This is a genomic window from Massilia sp. Root335, from assembly GCF_001425685.1.
In the GTDB taxonomy this organism is placed as follows: domain Bacteria; phylum Pseudomonadota; class Gammaproteobacteria; order Burkholderiales; family Burkholderiaceae_D; genus Telluria; species Telluria luteola.
Genome location: NZ_LMCY01000004.1, coordinates 102,847 through 119,215, shown reverse-complemented (window position 1 = coordinate 119,215; position 16,369 = coordinate 102,847). Strand labels below are relative to the sequence as shown.

17 protein-coding genes are annotated in these 16,369 nt (G+C 66.9%); 8 read left to right on the top strand and 9 right to left on the bottom strand.

Translation table 11 applies throughout. The features are described 5' to 3' along the window. Positions 1-71 precede the first annotated feature (71 nt). Genes ASC93_RS03810 through ASC93_RS03800 form a run of 3 tightly spaced genes read left to right on the top strand, consistent with a single transcriptional unit; the run spans position 72 to position 5,197 of the window. Positions 72-836 carry a peptidylprolyl isomerase gene (locus ASC93_RS03810; protein WP_056437318.1) on the top strand — a complete coding sequence of 255 codons (765 nt, stop codon included), beginning with the start codon at positions 72-74 and terminating at the stop codon, positions 834-836. Between the two features lie 15 nt (positions 837-851). Then, positions 852-3,911, top strand: coding sequence for a peptidase domain-containing ABC transporter (locus ASC93_RS03805; RefSeq protein WP_056437314.1), 3,060 nt, complete (start codon positions 852-854; stop codon positions 3,909-3,911). A gap of 5 nt (positions 3,912-3,916) precedes the next feature. After that, a complete protein-coding gene (locus ASC93_RS03800; RefSeq protein WP_056437311.1) occupies positions 3,917-5,197 on the top strand; it encodes a sigma-54-dependent Fis family transcriptional regulator in 1,281 nt (426 codons plus the stop codon). Positions 5,198-5,201: 4 nt separating this feature from the next. On the opposite strand, the gene ASC93_RS03795 is transcribed toward ASC93_RS03800, so the two are convergent. The 8 genes from ASC93_RS03795 to ASC93_RS03760 all read right to left on the bottom strand — a co-directional run bounded on the left by ASC93_RS03795 (position 5,202) and on the right by ASC93_RS03760 (position 8,378). Then, a complete protein-coding gene (locus ASC93_RS03795) occupies positions 5,202-5,969 on the bottom strand; it encodes a PP2C family serine/threonine-protein phosphatase (protein ID WP_056437307.1) in 768 nt (255 codons plus the stop codon). Next, positions 5,969-6,253, bottom strand: a complete 285-nt coding sequence (locus ASC93_RS03790) for a hypothetical protein (RefSeq protein ID WP_056437304.1) — start codon at positions 6,251-6,253, stop codon at positions 5,969-5,971. The genes ASC93_RS03795 and ASC93_RS03790 overlap by 1 nt, the downstream gene beginning before the upstream one ends. Before the next feature lie 86 nt (positions 6,254-6,339). Beyond that, the gene (locus ASC93_RS03785) at positions 6,340-6,624 is read right to left on the bottom strand and encodes a hypothetical protein (RefSeq protein ID WP_056437301.1); all 285 of its coding nucleotides are present in this window, start codon (positions 6,622-6,624) and stop codon (positions 6,340-6,342) included. 25 nt (positions 6,625-6,649) lie between these two features. Beyond that, positions 6,650-6,907, bottom strand: a complete 258-nt coding sequence (locus ASC93_RS03780; RefSeq protein ID WP_056437298.1) for a hypothetical protein — start codon at positions 6,905-6,907, stop codon at positions 6,650-6,652. A gap of 41 nt (positions 6,908-6,948) precedes the next feature. Further along, positions 6,949-7,218 (bottom strand): hypothetical protein, encoded by a 270-nt coding sequence (locus ASC93_RS03775; protein ID WP_056437295.1) that lies wholly within the window; start codon positions 7,216-7,218, stop codon positions 6,949-6,951. A 27-nt stretch (positions 7,219-7,245) separates the two neighbouring features. Further along, entirely contained in the window at positions 7,246-7,512 is a 267-nt protein-coding gene (locus ASC93_RS03770) for a hypothetical protein (protein WP_056437292.1), read from the bottom strand. A gap of 281 nt (positions 7,513-7,793) precedes the next feature. After that, positions 7,794-7,997 (bottom strand): hypothetical protein, encoded by a 204-nt coding sequence (locus ASC93_RS03765; protein WP_056437289.1) that lies wholly within the window; start codon positions 7,995-7,997, stop codon positions 7,794-7,796. Between the two features lie 96 nt (positions 7,998-8,093). After that, positions 8,094-8,378, bottom strand: a complete 285-nt coding sequence (locus ASC93_RS03760) for a hypothetical protein (protein WP_056437284.1) — start codon at positions 8,376-8,378, stop codon at positions 8,094-8,096. Positions 8,379-8,593: 215 nt separating this feature from the next. Here ASC93_RS03760 and ASC93_RS03755 point away from each other — a divergent pair, with 215 nt between their 5' ends. Then, entirely contained in the window at positions 8,594-10,723 is a 2,130-nt protein-coding gene (locus tag ASC93_RS03755) for a serine/threonine protein kinase (RefSeq protein WP_229412589.1), read from the top strand. A gap of 14 nt (positions 10,724-10,737) precedes the next feature. Here ASC93_RS03755 and ASC93_RS03750 read toward each other — a convergent pair whose 3' ends face one another. Continuing rightward, complete coding sequence (locus ASC93_RS03750; RefSeq protein ID WP_082547749.1) at positions 10,738-11,853, bottom strand: formylglycine-generating enzyme family protein; 1,116 nt, start codon at positions 11,851-11,853, stop codon at positions 10,738-10,740. A gap of 175 nt (positions 11,854-12,028) precedes the next feature. Between ASC93_RS03750 and ASC93_RS03745 the strand changes: the two genes are divergently transcribed. The 4 genes from ASC93_RS03745 (at position 12,029) to ASC93_RS03730 (ending at position 16,366) form a co-directional block, all read left to right on the top strand. Next, a complete protein-coding gene (locus tag ASC93_RS03745) occupies positions 12,029-12,427 on the top strand; it encodes a DUF4399 domain-containing protein (RefSeq protein ID WP_082547748.1) in 399 nt (132 codons plus the stop codon). Positions 12,428-12,453: 26 nt separating this feature from the next. Continuing rightward, positions 12,454-12,885 carry a DUF4399 domain-containing protein gene (locus ASC93_RS03740; protein WP_056437275.1) on the top strand — a complete coding sequence of 144 codons (432 nt, stop codon included), beginning with the start codon at positions 12,454-12,456 and terminating at the stop codon, positions 12,883-12,885. A 98-nt stretch (positions 12,886-12,983) separates the two neighbouring features. Further along, complete coding sequence (locus ASC93_RS03735; RefSeq protein ID WP_082547762.1) at positions 12,984-14,969, top strand: HD domain-containing phosphohydrolase; 1,986 nt, start codon at positions 12,984-12,986, stop codon at positions 14,967-14,969. Then, a complete protein-coding gene (locus ASC93_RS03730) occupies positions 14,966-16,366 on the top strand; it encodes an efflux transporter outer membrane subunit (protein ID WP_056437273.1) in 1,401 nt (466 codons plus the stop codon). The genes ASC93_RS03735 and ASC93_RS03730 overlap by 4 nt, the downstream gene beginning before the upstream one ends. The last annotated feature ends 3 nt before the right edge of the window (positions 16,367-16,369 follow it).

The window sequence follows — 16,369 nt, the reverse complement described above, 5'->3', positions numbered from 1 at the left end:
GGCGCGAACCTTCACCCCGCCGCACGCTCTAACACCTGCCCCGGACTGCACCCGGCGGCAGGAGCGTGACCATGGCAGGCATCGTGCGCATCGACGACGAAGTGATCACGACGGACGACTTCATCCGTACGCTGAAGCTGGGCGGGCAGTTCGAGGGACTCGTCGAGCAGATGGTGCGCGACCGGCTCACGGCGCGCGCCGCGCGCCAGGCGGGCCTCGTGCTCGCGCCCGAGCAGATCCAGGCGCGCGCCGACGAATTCCGCCGCGCGCTCGGCCTGCACCGCGCCGCCGACACCAATCACTACCTCGACGCGCTCGGCGTCTCCCTGGACGAATTCGAGACCTACATCACCGACAGCCTGTACCAGGACAAGATGCTGGAGCAAGTCTGCACCGAGGCCGCCGTCGCGCAATATTTCAAACTCAATTCGCCGCGCTTCGACAGCGTCGAGGTCAGCCACGTCGTGCTCGATTCCGAGGGCGCCGCGCGCGAGATGATGTCCGTGCTGCAGGAAGAGCCGGGCGCGTTCGCCGAGATGGCGCGCGAGCATTCGATCGACGAGGGCACGCGCCAGCAGGGCGGCCTCATCGGCAAGGTATTGCGCGGTTCGCTCAAGGGCGACATCGAGGCGCGCGTGTTCAATGCGCGTGCGGGCGAACTGCTCGGGCCGTTTCCGTCGCCCGACGGCGCGTGCTACGAAATCTTTTGCGTCAACGCGAAGCACCCCGCCACGCTCGATGCCGACACGGCCGCCGAGGTGCGCCGCCTGCTGCGCGAAGAGTGGCTGATGGCGCGCGCACAGGAGCACGTGATCGAAGCGTGTCCGGTGCGCTGAGCGTGGCCGCGCATCATGGCCACGCCGTCCGCCGTGCAGTCGCCCGCCGACTTCCTGTCGTCGGTCGAGATACTGTCCCCGCTCGGGCGCGACGAACTGGAACGGTTGGCGGAAGCGATCCAGGTGCGCCATTACGCATTCGGCGACACGGTCTGCAAGGCCGGCGAGCCGGCCGAGGGACTGTATGTGGTGAAATCCGGTTCCGTGCGCGTGTTCTCAGACGAGCACGGCAAGGAGCTCAGCATCGGCGTACGTAAAACCGGAGAAACGTTCGGCGACATCGCCATGCTGCGCGACGCGCACCACGAATTGTCGGCGCGCGCCTCGCTCAAGACGGAGCTGTGGCTGATCCCGCGCGCGGCCATCGAGCCGGTGCTGGCGCGCAATCCGGAAGCGCTCGGCTTCGTCACGAGCTATGTCGCGATCGGCTCCGCCGGCGGCCTCGTGGCGCGCCTGTTCGACCTGCGCGGCAAGGTCGGCAAGGAAGAACTGGAAGACGTCGTGCGCAGCGTCGGCGTCAAGCGCGTCGCGGCCGGCAAGGACATCCTCACGCAGGGCGGGCGCGACGACCACCGCCTGTACGTGCTGCGCCAGGGGCAAATAAAACTGGTCTACCACGACGGGGCCGAGGCATTCACGCTCGCCACGCTGCAGCCGGGGGACACGTTCGGCGAAAAAGCATGCCTGATGCGGCAGGAACAGATGGCATCGGCCGTGGCCGCCACGCCAGTCACCCTGCTCGTCATCCCCGAAAAGACGGCGCACATGATCCTCGAGCGCAACGCCGGCCTGCGCGAGGTGCTGGAAGACCGCATCCGCGCCAATGAGCGCGAGCTGGAGCGCCAGAAGAAGCTGGCCGAACGCCGCAAGCGCCCGCTCAAGCTGGACCTGGAGTCGCAGCCCGAGTTCGGCGAGCGCGTGATCCGCCGCTTCGCCCTGGTCGAACAGGCCGAGGAGATGGATTGCGGCGCGGCCTGCCTGGCCATGCTGTGCCGCCACCACGGATTGTCGGTCACGCTCGGCAAGCTGCGCGAACTGGCCAACGTCACCACGCAGGGCGCGACCCTGGACAGCCTCGCGCGCGCCGGCGAAACGCTCGGTTTCTCGGCGCGCGGCGTGCAATGCACGTTCGATGCATTGCAGGGTTTCGAATTGCCCTTCATCGTGCACTGGGAGGGCTATCATTACGTGATCGTGTACGGCATCTCGGCGCGCCAGGTCTGGGTCGCGGACCCGGCGGTGGGCTTCCGCAAGCTGTCCGTCGAGGAATTCGAACGCGGCTGGAGCGGCACCTGCCTCGTCTTCACGCCCGGCCAGGACATGGTGGCGTCCGCTGTCGAACGCTCGCCATGGCTGCGCTTCGTCGGGTATCTGCGGCCGTACCGGAAGATCCTGCTGCACCTGTTCCTGGCGACATTCGTGATCCAGATGCTCGGCATCGTGCCGCCCTTGATCATCCAGAACATCCTCGACGGCGTCATCGTGCACCAGAACGTCAGCCTGCTGCACGTATTGATTGCCGGGCTCGTCATCGCGAACGTGTTTTCGCAATTGATGGCGACCGTACGCGCCTACCTCGCCAACTACATGGTGCGCAACCTCGACTTTTCGATGATGGCGGGCTTTTTCAAGCACACGATGTCGCTGCCGTTCTCGTTCTTTGCCAAGCGCAAGACAGGCGATATCGTCGCGCGCTTCCAGGAAAACCAGACGATCCGCGCCTTCCTCACCGAGTCCACCGTCACGACGATGCTGAACCTGCTGATGGTGTTTATTTATTTCACTATCCTGTTCATCTACAACGTCAAGCTGACCTTGTTGCTGATCGCCTTCATCGTCCCGATCATGGCGCTGACCCTGCTGGCGACGCCGCACATCAAGCAGTACGCGCGCGACGTGTTCAACGCCTCCACCGACGCGCACGCCTTCCTGATGGAGGCGCTGGGCGGCGTGGAAACGATCAAGGGCATGGGCAGCGAGCGTCCCGTGCGCCTGAAATGGGAAAAGAAATACGTCAAGGCGCTCGACACGCAATACCGCGCCCAGCAGTTCAACATCCTCGTCGGTCTCGCGAGCCAGTTGCTCAACGCGGGCACGACGATCGCGATCCTGTGGGCCGGCGCCAGCCTCGTGCTCGACCACGAATTGACGATCGGCCAGCTGATCGCCTTCAATGCGCTGATGGGCAGCGTGCTGGCACCGTTGATGGGGCTGGTCGCGCTGTGGAGCCGCCTGGCGGACGCGGGCGTCGCGATGGAACGCCTCGGCGACGTGCTCGACATCGAACCGGAACAAAAGCCGAGCGAGGCGGCCAGCCGCGTCGTGCTCCCCGACCTGCGCGGCGACGTCAAATTCGAGAACGTGTATTTCCGCTACGGCGGCAACGACACGGCCTACGTGCTGGAAAACATCAGCATCGACATCAGGCGCGGCGAACTGGTCGCGATCGTCGGCCGCAGCGGTTCGGGCAAGACGACGCTTGCGAAGCTGCTGGTCGGCTTTTATGCGCCCACGGACGGCAAGATCCTCGTCGACGGCTACGACATGAGCGCGATCGACAAGGATTATTACCGGGCCCAGGTCGGCTACGTCATGCAGAGCAATCTGCTGTTTTCCGGCACCATCTCCGAAAACATCGCCAGCGGCGACGAGAGCCCCGACCGCCGCCGCATCGAGCAGGTCGCCAGGATGGCGGATGCGCACGCATTCATCAGCAAGATGCCGCTCGGGTACGAGCAGGTGGTGGGCGAGCGCGGCGTCGGGCTGTCCGGCGGCCAGGTGCAGCGCCTGTGCATCGCCCGCGCGCTGTACCAGGACCCGCGGCTGCTCGTGTTCGACGAAGCGACCTCGGCACTCGACACCCAGTCCGAAAGCAATATCATCGCCAACATGCACGATATCCTCGCGGGGCGCACGGCCGTGATCATCGCGCATCGGCTCAGCACGATCATGCGGGCCGATAAAATCGTCGTGCTGTACGAGGGCGGCATCGTCGAGCAGGGCCGGCACGACGAGTTGCTGGCGGGACGCGGCATGTATTACGAGCTCGTGCAGAAGCAGCTGGCCGCGGCGTGAATGTCATGAAACTGTTTAACCAGGATCTGCCGCGCGGCTCGTCGATGTCGTATGCGGGCTTGCTGGAACGGCTCGAGATCCTGCGCTCGACCCTGCGCTGGGCGAACAGCCTGGACCGGCCCGACATCGAAAAACTGCTGCGCCAGGCCAACGCCGTGCGCGACGAGGTGATGCAGCTGTCGCACAAGGAGCGTTTCATCCAGGCGCTCGGCAGCGAGCCCGCGCCGCAGCCCGAGCAGACGCAGGGCGACCGGCGCCAGGCGCTGCTCGCACGCAGCTTCGTGTTCGAAGGGACGTTCGGCGACAACGCGCGCCTGCTGGACGCGCTCGAGATCGCGGAAAAGGCGGCGCCCACCGATTTGCCGGTCTTGATCGATGGCGAAAGCGGCACCGGCAAGGAATTGATGGCCAAGGTGATCCACGCGAACGGCACCCGCGCCGACAAGGCGTATATCTCCGTCAACTGCGGCGCGATTCCCGAAAGCCTGATCGAGTCGGAACTGTTCGGCCACAAGCGCGGCGCGTTCACCGGCGCGGCAACGGACCGGAAGGGCAAGTTCGAAAGCGCGCACAAGGGCACGATCTTCCTGGACGAGATCGGAGAATTGCCGCTGCAGGGACAAGTGAAACTGTTGCGCGTGCTGCAGTCGCACGAGATCCAGCGCGTCGGGTCGGACGAGACGATCGCCGTCGACGCCCGCATCGTCGCGGCCACGAACAAGAACCTGCGCAAGCTGATCGAACTGGGTCAGTTCCGCGAAGACCTGTTTTATCGGCTCAGCGTGATCCACGTGACCCTGCCGCCGCTGCGCGAGAGAAAGGATGAAATCCCGCTGTTGCTGGCGTATTACGGCGACGAGGCGGCCGAGGTCTTGAAGCGCAGGCCGGTCGCGATGACCTCCGGATTGCGCGCCTTCCTGCTCGACTATACCTACCCCGGCAACATCCGCGAATTGCGCAACCTGGTGTACCGCCTGGCCTGCCTGGCCGGCGACACGGCGGACATCGCGCACCTGCCGGAAGACATTCGCCCCACCGCGGCGCCGTTGCGGGCACAGGACGCATCCGACGGGCAACCCGCCGCATCGTCAACGCCGCCGGCCTCCCTGGCCGAGGTCAAGCGCGCCGCCAGCGACGAAGCCGAGCGCGCCTGCCTGGAGCGCGGCCTCAAGGACGTCGGCGGCACGGTGGCCGAGCTGGCGCGGCGCTGGGACATGAACCGCTCGCATTTGCAGATCCTGCTCAAGAAGCATGGCCTGCACTCGAAGGATTTCAGGCGCCACTGACGGTTCACAGGGATGGATTGAGGATGGTCTGGTCGGGCTCGACGTCATCCGCCCGCACGACGATGACGGAGATATTGTCGCGCCCGCCTCCGGCCAGCGCGAGCCGGATGAGCGCATCGGCAGCCCGGTCGCAGTCGCCGCCCGCCAGCGCGCCGAATATATCGTCGGCGCCGACTGCATTGCTCAGGCCGTCGCTGCAGAGCAGGAACACGTCGCCGTCGCTGACCTGCACCTGCACTTCGTCCAGCTCCAGCGTCGCGGCCGCGCCGAGTGCGCGCGTGATCATGGTGGCGCCCGGATACGCCGATGCGTCCGCGGGGGACAGGTGGTTCCTGATCTGCAGTTCCTCGAACTGGTTGTGGTCGCGCGTGAGCTGGTGCAGGCTGCCGCCGCGGCACAGGTAGATGCGGCTGTCGCCGGCCCAGACGCAGACGCCGGTGCGGCCTGACGCCAGCAGCAGCACGAGCGTCGTGCCGATCACGGGCACGTTGCGCGCGGCGGCTTCGGCCACCAGCGCGCCGTTCACGCCGAGCAGGCATGCGCGGGCCGCGGCGACGGCCTGTTGCAGGGGCTGGTCCGCGGGGAGCGCGTCCAGCGCATCCACCGTCATCCCGCTCGCGATTTCGCCGTAGGCGTGCCCGCCCATGCCGTCGGCGACGGCCCACAGGCGCCGCGCCGGCCGGTCCAGTACGGCATCCTCGTTATTGCTGCGCACCAGTCCGGTTTCGCTGCGCGCCGCCGAGGTCCAGCGAAGTTGAAGCGCCTCGCCCATCAAACGTGTCCGTTGTTGGTGCTCCGTTCGTCGACGCCGACGGTCACGACCGAATTCGGCGCCGTATTGCTCACGCTGACCGTCTGGAACTGGTTGATCATCTGGTCCGCGTAATTATTGATCTGGTAAAAATTGATGACAGGCGCGCCGCGTGCTTGCTCGGGCAGGTAAGGCTGGATCCAGCCGAAGCACCACGCCGCGCCGTCGCCGCCGCGCACGCGCGCCATCGCGCACGCATCGAGCGTGCGCTCGCAGCGGAGGTCGTCGATCCTGATGTGCGCCATGTGCATCTCCTCGGTAAACAGACATCTCGACTGTCGATTTGGTTCCCTTGGTGGAGGCCGGGATGCGGCCTCCACCGTCGGGTTGGTTACCACGCGTGCCCGGCCACCGCGATATTGTTCTGGCCGAACTGGCTCGTGTTGTTGTTCGCGGTCACGCCTTCGACGAAGGCCGATCCGTTCGCGGTCGCGTTGACGACGTTCTGGAACTGGGCCAGGTTCTGCGTCGCGTCCAGTGACGAACTGAACTTTGGCGATGCGGACGACGGCGACCAGGACGTCTGGGTCATGCCGTGCCCGCCGCGTACGGCAGCCATGGCGTGGTGGTCGAGTTCGGACGTCACGGTCAGGTCTTTGATGATCAGGGTTTTCATGATGATGCTCCTTTCAACGATGTTTTTACAGCGGGACGACGGCGTTGTTGGTGGCCCATTGCAACGGGTTCAGGGTCACGTCGGGGGCGGTGAAGCCGGGCCCGATCGAGCCGTTGTTGTTCAGGACGTTGACCCTGATGTCCTGCACCTGGGCGATGCGCTGGTCGAGGTTCAGGTTCACGTTCACGTTCGGCCCGAAGGCCTGGCCGCCCCGGATCGCGGACATGGCATGGGTGTCCAGTACGCGTGTACGGGCGAGGTCTTGGATGATGATCGACGACATGGTGTTCTCCTTCGTTCAGTGTTTTCGGATCGGATGTCGAATCAGCTGACCAGCAGATTGTTCTGGCCGAACTGGGACGTGTTGTTGTTGGCGGTGACGCCGCTCACGAACGCCGAACCGTCGGCCGTCTCGTTGAGTACGTTCTGGACCTGGGCCAGGTTCTGCGTCGCATTGACGGACGTCGTGTAGGACGGCATCGGGAACAGCGAGTACGACGGGCTGCCCATCTTGTAGCCGCCGCGTACGTGTGCCATTTGCTTGTGATCCAGTTCGCAGCTCACGGCCAGATCGTTGATCGTCAGGGTTTTCATGGTGTTCTCCTCGGTGTGCTTGAAGGCTTACAGGACGGCGATGTTGTTTTGCCCGAATTGATCGGTGTTGTTGGTGGCGCTGACGCCGGAGATGAAGGCCGAACCGTTCGCGGTCAGGTTCTTCACGTCCTGGAATTGCATCAGGTTCTGATCCGCCTTGATCGACGAGTCGTACGACGGGCTGTACGACGGCAGCCAGGGCATGCTCGTGCCGTGTCCGCCGCGGACATGGGCCATGTCGGCGTGGTTCAGTTCGCGGGTCTCGGCCAGGTCGGTGATGATCAGGGTGTTCATGTTGCTTCTCCTTGAGTAGGTCATTGGGTTGAAAGAGCGTTTGAAGTGCGCTCACCAGGGTATGAGCAGAATGCGTGCCAACCCAGAAAACCCCGTAAAACCGGGCTTTATTGCCGGCTTGTCACGCGTTTCCCGCTGTCGGCGGGAGAAAGTGGCGGGCGCGGACCAACACCGGTTCGACACTGTTGGATCGGCGCGAACGGCGGACCCGGCGGTGCAAAAAAAACCGCCCGGCTTGCGGGCCGGGCGGCATGCGAATCCGTCTAAATGGTTTATATGGTTTATCGGGGTGGCTTGTCCGGCGCGTCGGCCGGTACGGCGCCGGTGCGGAAGTCGACGATCCGTTGCGGCCGCGCCGGCCCCGTGCCGGCCGGGCGCAGCGCGCCGGCGTCGGAACGGGCACGCGAGCCGCCCGAGATCGCCTGCATCGCCTTGCGGTCCAGGTCCGTGTTTTCGGACAGATCCTTGATGGTGATGGTCGCCATATTGTCCTCCTGAGAAATGGGTAAAAAATGGGTAAAAGCCCGGCCATCGCGAGATGGCCGGGCCGGCGTCGTCGAGTGCGCTGCTTGGCGTGCTGCTTAGTGCGCGACCAGGACGTTGTTCTGGCCGAACTGGCTCGTGTTGTTGTTCGCGGTGACGCCGTCGATGAAGGCCGAGCCGTTGGCGGTCGCGTTCGTCACGTTCTGCAGTTGCTGCAGGTTCTGGCTGACGTCGATGGTCGAGGTGTAGCTCGGGCTGTAGTACGGCATCGGATACAGCGGATGCGATTGCTGCATCGTGCCGTGACCGCCACGCACGCGCGCCATCGCGTCGCGGTCCAGTTCGCAGGTCAGGGCCAGGTCTTTGATCGTCAGGGTTTTCATGGTGTTTCTCCTTAATGGATTGGGTTGGTTGGCGAGCCGTTTTCGTCGTGCTCACCCTAGTCTTTGCGAGAACCGTGCCAGCACCCGCGCGCCCTGTTTGTGGCATCGGAACGGGTTTTGATGGCGTATCCGGTGGGTTCGGACCAACACCTGCCGCAACGCCGTTTGGCCGGGAACAACACACTGCCGGTTCGGTGAATTTGCGTACCACGCAAGTGTCTGAGGAAGAGGCGCCGCGCGCGCTCGACCACGACGACGACATGGACAACCTGGCCGACACCCTTCACCAGTTCCAGAGCGGCAGCCTCGGACAAGCCGAGATGCTGGCGCGCGTCGATCGCCTGCTGGCCGATACGCCCGAGAGCGTATCGAGCCTGCTCAAGACGCTCAACGAGGTCCACCGCCACGCGCCGCTGCCGGCCGAGGTCTACGGCGAAGTCGAGCGCCGCATCGCGCAGGCGATCGAGGCGCGCCAGCGGCAGCGCGTGGGCGACGAGGAAACCTATGTCCAGACCAAGCCCGTGCAGCCGCCGACGCAGCCCGCCGGCATCGCGGGCGGCCAGCCCGGCGCGCCGGCCGAGCGCATGAAGGGCGTCGGCGATACGCTCAACGGCCGCTTCGTGCTCGAGGAGTGTGTCGGCTTCGGCGGCATGGGCACCGTCTACAAGGCGCTCGACCTGCGCAAGCTGGAGGCATCCGACCGCCATCCCTATATCGCCATCAAGGTGCTGAACGTGCAGTTCCAGGGCCACCCCAAGTCGCTGATCGCCCTGCAGCGGGAAGCGCGCAAGGCGCAGGCGCTGGCCCATCCGAACATCGTGGCCGTGTACGACTTCGACCGTGACGGGGCGATGGTCTACATCACGATGGAATACCTGTCGGGTAAATCGCTCAGCCAGTTGCTGCGCGCGCCCGATTTCCGCGCCCTGCCGTTCGACGACGCCCTCGACATCGTGTGCGGCATGGGCAAGGCGCTCGCCTACGCGCACGAGCGCGGCTTCGTCCACTGCGACTTCAAGCCGGCCAACGTGATCCTGACGGACGCCGGCGGCGTCAAGGTCATCGACTTCGGCATCGCGCGCGTGTTCCAGAAAGCGGAAGAGGATGCGGACGTGACCGTGTTCGATCCCGGCAGTCTGGGCGCGCTGACGCCGGCCTATGCGAGCCCGGAGATGCTGGAAAACCGCGAGCCCGATCCGCGCGACGACATCTACGCGCTCGGCTGCATCACGTACGAATTGCTGACGGGCCGCCATCCGTTCAATCGCCTGTCCGCGATCCAGGCGCGCGATGCGGGGCTGCGTCCGCAGCGTCCGCCCGGCCTCGGGCACCGGCAGTGGCGCGCGCTGCGCAATGCGCTCGCGTTGCGGCGCGAGGCGCGCACGCCCACCGTCAACGGTTTCCTGAATGAGATCGGGGCGCGCGACATGCGGCGCCGGCGTCCGGTGCTGATCGGCACGGGTGCCGCACTGGCGGCCGGCGCCGCGGCGCTGGTCGTGTTCGTCGCGCTGCGCCTGCTGCTGCCGCGCCACGGCAACGAGCAGGCGCCGCTGGCGCCCGCCGTCGTCGCGGGTACGCCCGCCGGCGCCGGCCGGACGCGGCCCCCACCGCCCGCCCGCGTGCCCGCACCCGCCCGCGCGCCTGTCCCCGCGCCTGCGCCCGCACCGACCCTGGCGGCCGTGTCCGCCGTCCTGGCGGGCGTGCCGTGCTCGGCCCTCGTGCCCGCCATCGACGGTCGCGCCGTGCGCGTGCAGGGCTATCTCGCGCGCAGCGTGGGGGCGGCGCGTCTCAAAAAAATGCTGGCGGCGCTGGCGGGCGTGAGCGGCGTCGACCTGGCGCTGCACGAGATCGGCGACGACGAATGCCCGCTGATGCGCGTCCTCGGCCGCTATTGGGCCGCTCACCGCATGGCCGGCGGCGCCGCGGCGATCCGCCTGAATCCGGGCAGCGGCAAAGGGGGCGACCTGGCCGCGGGCGACACGCTGATGGTCGACGTGACCACGCCGGACTACCAGTCCTATGTGACGGTCGATTATTTCGTCCTCGACGGCCACGTCGTCCACCTGCTGCCCAACGCGGCCGCGCGCGAAAACCTGGCGCCGCCGCGCTACACGGCGACGATCGGCAGCCTCGGCAACTGGGTGATCGGCCCGCCGTTCGGCACGGAGATGCTCGTGCTGGTGGCGACGGCGGTGCCCCTGTTCGACGGCGTCCGTCCGGATGCGGAATCGGGGCCGGCCTACCTGCGCGCGCTGGACGACCGGCTGGCCCGGATCGTCAAGGCGCACGGGGCCGGCGCGGTCGCCGTGGATTTCTTGCCGATCAAGACGCACGCCGGGCGCTAGCGGGCGGGTGCGGCTCAATCGAGCGAGCGCGCGACCCGGAACCCGTTCTGCGACTGGCGCACGCTGGCGTCGTATTTGAAGCGCGTGGTGGACAGCATATAGCTGCCGTTCTCGCGCCAGGACCCGCCGCGGATGACGCGCGCCTGGCACACCCCGCCGACCCAGGCGCTGCCGTCCTCCGGCGCGCCCTTGTACGTACTGTGCCAGCAGTCCTGGACCCATTCCCACACGCTGCCGTTCATGTCGTTCAGGCCGAACGGGTTGGCGGCGAAGCTGCCGGCCGGCGGCGGCCGCTCGGCGTTCCACGGGTCTCCACAACCGTCGCAGCTGGAATTGCCCCCTTTCATTTCGTTGCCCCACCAGTAGCGGGTCGCGGTGCCGCCGCGCGCCGCATATTCCCACTCGGCCTCGGTCGGGAGCCGGTACGGCTTGCCGCTCACCGTGCTCAGCCATTTGAGGTAGAGCTGCGCCTCGTCCCAGCTGACGTCGCGCATCGGCACGTTGTCCGGCACGTTGCCCAGCGACGGCATGGCCGGGCACACGCTGCCCTTGACGCACTGGCGCCACTGGCCCACCGTCACCTCGTACTTGCCGATCGCGAACGGCGCGTGCAGCGCCACCTTGTGCGCCGGGCGCTCGGACGGATCGCTGTTGTTGCTGCCCATCGTAAACGGCCGCGGCGACAGCGCGACCATCACCGGGCAGGCGTCGCAATCCTTCATCGTGGCCACGGAGCCGGCCGGGCCGGGTACGGGCGTGGCCGCGGGTGGCGCGCGCGTCTTGTCCGGCGGTTTTGCCGGCGCTTTGTCCGGGCGGGGTTTCGGGGTGGCCCTGGCCTGCTCCTGCGTGCCGGCCGGCTTGCCTTCCGCAGGTGGCGCCGGCGCCTGGGCCTGCGGCGGCGCCGCCTTCAGCTGCTGCAGGCGCACCCGCGCCAGGCCGGCGAAGCGGCCCTTGGGATAGGCCTGCAGGTAAGCCTCGTAGTCGCTGGCCTGCTTGCTGTCCTTGATGGAGTTCCAGAACGCCAGCTCGAACTGTTCGGCGCTGTTCTTCGGCAGCACGCCGGCCGGCGCGACGGTCGTCCCGATCGACGCCGTCGTCACCAGCAGGATGCACAGGATCAAGAGCCTCATCCACACGGGCCATCTCCGCAAATGTCAGGACACCTCTTAGACCACAGGCCGCCGCGATCGTGCCCGGCACACGTTTGTGCCGCCGCAGATTCCGTACTCCCCGCTTGACGGATGCTCCCGGAACAGCGGCCCGCACGTCGGGCGGGAGAAGACGATGCGCAAAACAATTGTGTTGATGCTGACCGCGGTGGTCCTGCAAGCCGTGCCGGTGCTCGCGCGCACGCCGTCGCCCGAGAACGCGCAGGTGTATTTCATCTGGCCCAGCGACGGCATGGTCGTCCACCACGCCTTCTGGGTCCGCATGGGCCTGCGCAACATGGGCGTTGCGCCCAAGGGCACCGATATCGCCGGGACGGGCCACCACCACTTGCTGATCGACACCGACCTGCCCAGGAACATGGACGAGCCCGTGCCGAACGACCGCAATCACCTGCATTTCGGCGCCGGCGAAACGGAGGCGCGCATCGAGCTGCCGCCCGGTCCCCATACGCTGCAACTGCTGTTGGCCGACAAGGACCACGTGCCGCACGACCCGCCCGTCTATTCGAAGAAGATCACGGTCACGGTCAAGTGAGCCGGCACCGCGAACAGGAGTCTCCGATGCGCACCCTACTTGCCGCCGCCGCCCTCGCCGCCGCCTGCTGCGCCGGCGCCCCGGGCCGTGCCGCCGAACCCACGCCCGCCCCGCCCCACGCCTACGTGTATATCGGCTGGCCCAACGATGGCCAGGTGGTATCGGCGGGCAAGCCGATCCGCGTCTGGTTCGGCCTGCGCAACATGGGGGTCGCGCCGAAAGGCGTCAAGTTCCCGAACACCGGGCACCACCACCTGCTGATCGACGCGGACGCGCCCGGACCGGGCGTCGAGATCCCGAACGACCGCAACCACCTGCACTTCGGCGCCGGCGAGACGGAGACGACGATCGAACTCCCGCCCGGCAAGCACACCTTGCAGCTCGTCATGGGCGACGACCGGCACATCACGTTCGATCCTTCGGTCCAGTCCAAAAAAATCACCATTACCGTGAAATGAGCGGTCAAATGCGCACGGCCGCGAACTGTAGTGCGGCGTCATTGTCATACGAGTTCTACGAACTGCACGATGTGGTCGTTGGCGAGGATGGCATGGCGATGGAACCGGCACCTAACGTACCCGCGGCACCCGAGCTGGCCCCGGCGGGCGGCGGGGCGAGCGCCTATCTCGAGCTGCTCGGCAGCCGCGAGGTCAGGGCGCAGCTGTTCCCGCTGCACGACGAGGTCGTGATCGGCCGCGACCGCCAGGATGCGCTCGCGTCCGACCAGTTCGTGTGCATTCCGCTGCACACGATCAGCCGCCGCCACGCGCGCATACGGCGCCGCGGCGAGGCGTGGCTGGTCGAGGACCTGCACTCGTCGAACGGCACCTTCGTGAACGGCGAGCGCCTGCAGCCCGGTTCGTGGCGCGCGCTGGACGACGGCGCCGAATTGGCGCTCGCGTCCACCCAGCTCGTGTTCCGCTCGCTCGTCGCCCCGAGCGCCGCCAGCATGCCGACGGTGATCCGCAAGTCCGTCGACGCCACGCAGTACGTGCCCATGCCGTCCGCGCCGGTGCCCGCGTCGGACCCGCGCGACGCGCCCCGCGGCGAGCTGGAAAAATCGGTCCTCAAGCTGCACGCGATGGCCCAGGTCAGCATCGCGCTGGGCGCCGTCACCGACCGCGCGACGCTCACCGAAAAGATCATGAATTTTATTTTTGACCTGTTCCCGCTGGCCGAGCGCGCCTTCATCCTGCTGCGCCAGAACGAACGCGATCCGCCCGTGCCGGTGGCGGCGCGGCGCAGGAACGGCATGGTCGAGGACCCGAGGCAGGCGCGGCTGTCGCATACGATCGTCGACGAAGTGCTGGGCAACAAGCGCGCCATCCTGTCCGTCGACACGCTGGCCGACCGCCATTTCGCGGCGCAGGATTCGATCGTCGCCCAGGCCATCCGCAGCGTCATGTGCGCGCCGCTGATCGTCGGCGATGAAGTGCTGGGGCTGATCCAGGTCGACAGCTCGTCCGACCCGCGCGCCTTCCAGGACGCCGACCTCGAACTGCTCACGGGCGTGTGCGCGGAAACGGCCGTCGCGCTCAAGAATTTCCAGTTGTACTCCGACATCGAACGCCTGCTCGACGGCTTCGTGCGCGCCTCCGTGCAGGCGATCGAGGAACGCGATCCGGTCACGGCCGGCCACTCGTTCCGCGTGGCGGGCTACGCCGAACGCCTCGCGACGGCGCTCGACCGCGCCGACGACCCCCAGCTGCGCCGCATCGCTTTTACGCGCGAGCAGTTGCGCGAGATCCGCTACGCCGCGCTGCTGCACGACTTCGGCAAGGTCGGCGTGCGCGAGCACGTGCTGCGCAAGGAAAAAAAGCTGCACCACGCCGACATGCGCCTGCTGGAACAGCGCTTTTTGTACGCGCGTGCCTGCCTGGAGCGCCAGGCCTACTTATCGCTGGCGCAGCGCCACATCGACGAAGGCTGGACTGCGGCGACGTTCCGCGCCGAAAAGGCGCAGGCGGACGCGCGCCTGGCCGAGGAAGCGGTCCGGCTCGACGGCTTCCTGGCCACGATCCGCTGCGCCAACGAGCCCGCGATCTCGCGCAGCAGCACGCTGCCCGACCTGCGCGACATCGTCCATTACGGCTGCCACGACCCGGACGGCCAGCCGCTGGTCCTGCTCGAGGACCACGAGGCCGCGGCGCTGAGCATCCCCAAAGGCTGCCTGACGGCGGACGAACGGCGCCAGATCGAGGAGCACGTGGTGGATTCGTATTCCTTCCTCGTCCTGATCCCGTGGACGCGCGACCTGGCCGGCGTGCCCGCGATCGCCCACGGCCACCACGAAAAGCTGGACGGATCGGGCTACCCGTCGGGCCTGCGCGGGCCGCAGATCAGCATCCAGACGCGCATCCTGACGATCTGCGACATCTACGACGCGCTCACGGCCGGCGACCGGCCGTACAAGAAGGCCATGCCAGTGGAACAGGCGCTGGACCTGATGCACGAGGAGTGCGATGCCGGGCATATCGATGCGCGGCTGTTCCAGGTGTTCGTCGACGCCCACGCGTGGATGGTGCAAGCGGCGGGGACATGATGCTCGCGCGCCTTCTTTGCATCGTGGCCGCCCTGCTGCTCGCCGCCTGCGCCGACGTCAGCATGCGCCCGTACGCGCAGCCGTCGGTGCCGGCCAAGACGGCATGGTCGAACTCCGCGACGCTGCCGTTGTCCAAGACCGAGCTGATCGTCCCGGACTGGTGGCACGAATTCCACGACCCCTACCTCGACCAGCTCGTGGGCCGTGCGCTCGCCGGCAACTTCGACCTGGCCGTGCTCGCCGCGCGCATCGGCGTGGCCAATGCGCAGATCGGAGAAGCGCGCGCCGGCGCGTTGCCGACCCTCGACGCGGGCGCGGGCGCGAGCTTCGAAAAGGTCACGGGGCAGCCGTTCACCAAGCAGTTCAACCTCGCCACCCAAACCAACTGGGACATCGACATCTGGGGCAAGGTCGAGAAGGGCGTGCAGGCGCAAAAGGCCGAGTTCTCCGCCACGGAGGCCGACTGGCGGGCCGGTTACCTGAAACTCGTGTCGGACGTGTCGACGACCTATTTCCAGATCCTGCAATTCGACGAGCAGATCGAGCAGCAGCAGCAGACGCTGGCCAGGAACCGCGACATTCTGGCCACGTATCAGGCAATGGAGCAGAACGGCCTCATCCCGCACACGCGCGTGCTGCAGCAGTCGGCCGAGGTCAACCGCCTCTCCACGGAGCTGATCGAATTGCAGCGCTTGCGCGCGCTGGCGGGTAATGCGCTGGCCACATTGATCGGCGTGCCGGCCGGCGATTTCCGGGTGCCGGCCGGCCGCCTGCAGGAACGGGTGCGGGTGCCGGAGGTGCCGGGCGGCCTGCCGTCGCAGCTGCTCAAGCGCCGGCCCGACGTCGTCGCGGCCGAGTACCGCGTGCTGGAAGCGTACGACCTGACGGGCCAGGCCAAGCTGGCGCAACTGCCGTCGATCAGCCTGACGGGGCGCGGCGGCACGTCCAGCTTCGCGCTGTCCTCGCTGTTGAAATCGTTTACGTTCGGGCTGCTGCCCAGCATTAATTTCCCCATCTTCGATCCAGGTGTGAAGGCGCACGTCAAAACGAGCGAGGCGCAAACGAAGGTGGCCGAGCAGGCTTATCGGCAGACCGTCATGGCCGCGTTCGAGGATGTCGAAAACGCGCTGGTCAACCTCGAGGCGCACAAGAAGCAGCGCGCCGAGCTGCAGCAGCAGGTCGACCAGTTGCGCCTGGTGGCCACCACCACGGACGAGCAGCGCAAGGAAGGCGTGGCGTCGCAGCTGGAAGTGTTCGAGACCGAGCGCTCCCTGCTCGGCGCGCAGCTGGCGCTGCTGGCCAACCAGCAGCAGATCCTGTCCGATACCGTGACCTTGTACAAGGCGCTGGGCGGCGGCTGGCCGCCCGTGGAGGTGGCCGATGCGGCGCGCCACTGAAAG

Excerpts from the sequence above, each read along its gene's own strand:
- ASC93_RS03805 (WP_056437314.1), top strand. The coding sequence starts at position 852 with ATGGCCACGCCGTCCGCCGTGCAGTCGCCCGCCGACTTCCTGTCGTCG.
- ASC93_RS03750 (WP_082547749.1), bottom strand. The coding sequence starts at position 11,853 with ATGAGGCTCTTGATCCTGTGCATCCTGCTGGTGACGACGGCGTCGATC.
- ASC93_RS03780 (WP_056437298.1), bottom strand. The coding sequence starts at position 6,907 with ATGTCGTCGATCATCATCCAAGACCTCGCCCGTACACGCGTACTGGAC.
- ASC93_RS03775 (WP_056437295.1), bottom strand. The coding sequence starts at position 7,218 with ATGAAAACCCTGACGATCAACGATCTGGCCGTGAGCTGCGAACTGGAT.
- ASC93_RS03760 (WP_056437284.1), bottom strand. The coding sequence starts at position 8,378 with ATGAAAACCCTGACGATCAAAGACCTGGCCCTGACCTGCGAACTGGAC.
- ASC93_RS03770 (WP_056437292.1), bottom strand. The coding sequence starts at position 7,512 with ATGAACACCCTGATCATCACCGACCTGGCCGAGACCCGCGAACTGAAC.
- ASC93_RS03745 (WP_082547748.1), top strand. The coding sequence starts at position 12,029 with ATGCTGACCGCGGTGGTCCTGCAAGCCGTGCCGGTGCTCGCGCGCACG.
- ASC93_RS03800 (WP_056437311.1), top strand. The coding sequence starts at position 3,917 with ATGAAACTGTTTAACCAGGATCTGCCGCGCGGCTCGTCGATGTCGTAT.
- ASC93_RS03795 (WP_056437307.1), bottom strand. The coding sequence starts at position 5,969 with ATGGGCGAGGCGCTTCAACTTCGCTGGACCTCGGCGGCGCGCAGCGAA.
- ASC93_RS03730 (WP_056437273.1), top strand. The coding sequence starts at position 14,966 with ATGATGCTCGCGCGCCTTCTTTGCATCGTGGCCGCCCTGCTGCTCGCC.
- ASC93_RS03740 (WP_056437275.1), top strand. The coding sequence starts at position 12,454 with ATGCGCACCCTACTTGCCGCCGCCGCCCTCGCCGCCGCCTGCTGCGCC.
- ASC93_RS03810 (WP_056437318.1), top strand. The coding sequence starts at position 72 with ATGGCAGGCATCGTGCGCATCGACGACGAAGTGATCACGACGGACGAC.
- ASC93_RS03765 (WP_056437289.1), bottom strand. The coding sequence starts at position 7,997 with ATGGCGACCATCACCATCAAGGATCTGTCCGAAAACACGGACCTGGAC.
- ASC93_RS03785 (WP_056437301.1), bottom strand. The coding sequence starts at position 6,624 with ATGAAAACCCTGATCATCAAAGACCTGACCGTGACGTCCGAACTCGAC.
- ASC93_RS03735 (WP_082547762.1), top strand. The coding sequence starts at position 12,984 with ATGGAACCGGCACCTAACGTACCCGCGGCACCCGAGCTGGCCCCGGCG.
- ASC93_RS03790 (WP_056437304.1), bottom strand. The coding sequence starts at position 6,253 with ATGGCGCACATCAGGATCGACGACCTCCGCTGCGAGCGCACGCTCGAT.